Origin of the sequence: Aeromonas aquatica (assembly GCF_000764655.1) — a bacterium.
Taxonomy (GTDB): Bacteria; Pseudomonadota; Gammaproteobacteria; order Enterobacterales; family Aeromonadaceae; genus Aeromonas; species Aeromonas aquatica.
In genome coordinates, this window is sequence record NZ_JRGL01000040.1 from 1 (window position 1) to 3409 (window position 3409).

The window sequence follows — 3409 nt, forward strand, 5'->3', positions numbered from 1 at the left end:
GGCCGATACCGTGCGCAAGTCGCTACGCCGCAAGGGGATGACCCCGGAGCAGATCGCCCGTTATGAGAAGAGCATCATCCGTAATGCCGCCCAGGCCAAGGGGGTAGTGGCCGACGTATGGGAGAAATACAACAGGATTGGTGAGGCGGTTGAAAACGGAAACCGTGAGGCGGTTTATGACGCCGCCATCAAGGCTGGCAAGAGCCATGCTCAGGCGGCGTTCGAGTCGAAAGACATGATGGATTTCTCCATGTTGGGGGCTTCGCGCACCATGCAGGTCATGACCCAGGTGCTGCCGTTCTTCAATGCCCGGGTGCAGGGCCTTGGCAAGCTGACCCGCGAGCTGAGAGACAACCCGAGAGCCATCGCCAAACGTGCAGGCATGATTACGGCTGCGAGCCTGGCGCTGTTGGCCCACAACTGGGACGATGAGCGCTATGAGGCGCTGAAGGACTGGGATAAGGACGCTAACTGGCACTTTTGGCTTGGTGAACACCATTGGCGGATCCCCAAGCCGTTCGAGATTGGCGTATTGTTCGGCACCATCCCCGAGCGCATGGTGCGCGCCCTGGGTGACAAGGATACCGGGGCCCAGTTTGGCAAGGCGGTGGCCAGGACGATAGGCGACACCTTCGCCCTCAACCCGACCCCTCAGCTCGTCAAGCCAATGATGGAGGCAGCTTTCAACTATGACAGTTTTCAAGGTGGCCCCATCGACGGCCCACAAGACCTGAACGTCCAGACAGAGGCCCGCTACGACGAGCAGACCAGCCTGCTGATGCGCGAGCTGGGGGAGCTCACTGGCTTCTCACCCAAGCAGCTTGAGCACCTGGTGATTGGTTACACTGGCACCATGGGCAGCTACGTGATGGCTGCCGCTGACGGGCTGATCCGGGCTTCGCAGCCTGGCGAGTCAGCGAGCTGGCGCGCCGACGAGATCCCGCTGGTGAAAGCGGTGTACCGCGGCACTGGCCCTGCAAAGTCCACCCAGCACATGGAAGAGTTTTACCGGATGCTGAGCGAGGTGAACCAGCTCAAGCGCACCGTTGACCAGTACCGCAGCGAGGGCTTGGATGACAAGGCCAACGAGCTGCTGGAGGAGCAGGGCGGGATCTTGAAGTCGCGGCGCAGCCTGAGCCGTACTCAGCAGCAGGTGCGGGTAGTGCGAAACAAGATAGAGCTGATCCAACGCGACAAGACCATGGCAGCAGAACAGAAGCGCCGTCGCATCGATGAGCTACTGGCCAGTAGGAATAATCTGGTTTATCAGGCGGTCAACCACAACCAGTCGAACTGGGAGTGACGCAATGGCGGCCCTGGCTGAGCCCCAGTGATGGAGTGTACGCTGGGGCCTTACCTACGAGGACCCTGACCATGTGGATACTGTTTGCGTTGATAATGATGGTGGTAGCACTCAAGACGTTCAGCTTTAGCTTCACGCTGGCGTTGATACCCTTCGGCTTGGGTTGCTGGGGGTTCAGCAAATCCAACCGGGAAAGCCTTGAGACCTTCATGGCGTTTGCCTTTGCCCTGGTTGTGATCGGGGCTGTGTTGAATGCTATTGTGGCGAACTGGTGATGAAGTGGTCCGCTTGAATCCGTTGCGAGCCTTCAGCCCCAGCTCTGTTGGACTGGGGCGACTTGTCGCTAAAATCCCCTCTACGCCCTCATCGGTTCAATGCCTCCAGTTTATTCCCACCTTATAACCATCTCAGAAGGTTTTAAATAAATAGCCCGTGAACTTTTCACTTTACCCATGGGGGGTTGAATGGATTTCTTTAAATTGATTAGGTGAATATTAATTAATTTTACGCGCATGGACAGCTGAGGTCTGAAAAATGCTTTTGACTATCCTTGGAGGATAGTCGATTGTATTTTATAAGATTTTATCTCTTCCCTTCGTCGGAAAATCGTTGACCAACATTAGGGTTATGCATATCGTGTGATGCAACCAAGAGGGGCGGGAATGTAGTGGAAGGGCTATTTTCCACATTATTCCACCTAAGCAAGGATTGTTTATTTGGCATTGATTACATGACGGAATATGAGGGAGAAATAAAAGAGGGTTTATGTGATGGTTTATATAGTGAACACAGCTAGCGTAAATGGTTCGGCCCCAGCGGTTACCGCCGCCAAGGCCGAGGAATGTAAACCCAACAACCAAGTAAGGATTACGGTATGACTATACAACAACAGTATCAGCAAACCAAAGTTTTGACAGGGCCGCAGAATTTCACGCCAGTGATCGCCGGGGTGGAGATCACTACTGATGATGTAGGGCGGTTCAACCTGAACGCTCTTCATCGTGCAAGTGGTACCTGTAACCATAAAGTGCCTAATCAATGGCTGCGGTCCAAGCAGGCTAAAGAGCTGATTTCCGAGCTTACTAACCAGACTGCATATTCGCAGTCTGGTCATGCAGTACTCAATGTTATCAATGGCGGCGCGGCCCCTGGCACTTTCGCCCACGAGCTACTGGCTATCTCCTACGCCGGCTGGATCAGTCCAGCCTTCCAGCTCCAGGTCAATCAGGTGTTTCTGGATTACCGCACCGGCAAGCTGGCCCCGGTCACACCGCAGCTCTCCACTATCGAGATCCTGCAGATCGCCATGCAGTCAGAGCAGGAACGGTTGCGTCTGGAGGCTGCTAATCACGAGTTGGAACTGCAGGTGGAGGCGGCCAAACCCAAGGTGGAGGCGCTGGAGCGGATCGCTGTGGCCGAAGGCTCCCTGAATCTGACAGAGGCCGCCAAGGCGTTGCAGCAGCAGCCGAAGAAGTTAAACCAGCACCTTTGCAGCCAGCGCTGGATCTACAAGCGTGCCGGTGGCAAGCAGTGGCTCGGCTACCAGGACAAGGTGCAGCAGGGGTTGATTGAGCACAAGGTGACGATGGTGCCCCTGGCTGATGGCGGTGAGCGCCTTTGTGAGCAGGTTCGCATCACCCCGAAGGGGCTTACCAAGTTGGCGCAACAGTTGAGCGTTGGCGGTGTGCAATGAGCGCAGCTCAACTGCAGGTGGAGCTAACCGCCTTGCTGAGCGAGTTGGAGGTTATCGACCTCTGTCCCCAGGAGCGCCGATCGCTTACCGACCGGATCCAGCGGATGATACCTGAACAGGCAGAGTGATACTGATGGGGCTTAGGCCCCTTTTTTAATACCCAAAGCGGTCCAGAAATGATAAATTCCCTCACGTCACTGTATATTAATACAGTGGTTCACAGCCGAGAGGCTGAGAGAGAACGGGAGACACGGGATGGAATCATCACTAACCGAATTAGAAGACCTTATCGATACCTTGGATCTGACACCTCAGGAGGAAGATAGACTCGCGCGCATTCTTGAGAAACTTCGCGATGAAGCCACTGCGTCATGACGCAGAAGGATTCGGATTAGCCCGCCACTGTGCGGGCT

The 3409-nt window shown here is 55.3% G+C and carries 3 protein-coding genes; all 3 read left to right on the forward strand.

The genetic code is table 11. From position 1 onward, the window contains the following. Positions 1-1303, forward strand: a 1303-nt coding sequence (locus LG30_RS22340) for an LPD38 domain-containing protein (protein WP_033130082.1), incomplete at its 5' end; no start/stop codon positions are given. A 71-nt stretch (positions 1304-1374) separates the two neighbouring features. Further along, positions 1375-1578 (forward strand): hypothetical protein, encoded by a 204-nt coding sequence (locus tag LG30_RS0107465; protein WP_033130083.1) that lies wholly within the window; start codon positions 1375-1377, stop codon positions 1576-1578. 599 nt (positions 1579-2177) lie between these two features. Continuing rightward, positions 2178-2996, forward strand: coding sequence for a phage antirepressor KilAC domain-containing protein (locus tag LG30_RS0107470; protein WP_052100888.1), 819 nt, complete (start codon positions 2178-2180; stop codon positions 2994-2996). The last annotated feature ends 413 nt before the right edge of the window (positions 2997-3409 follow it).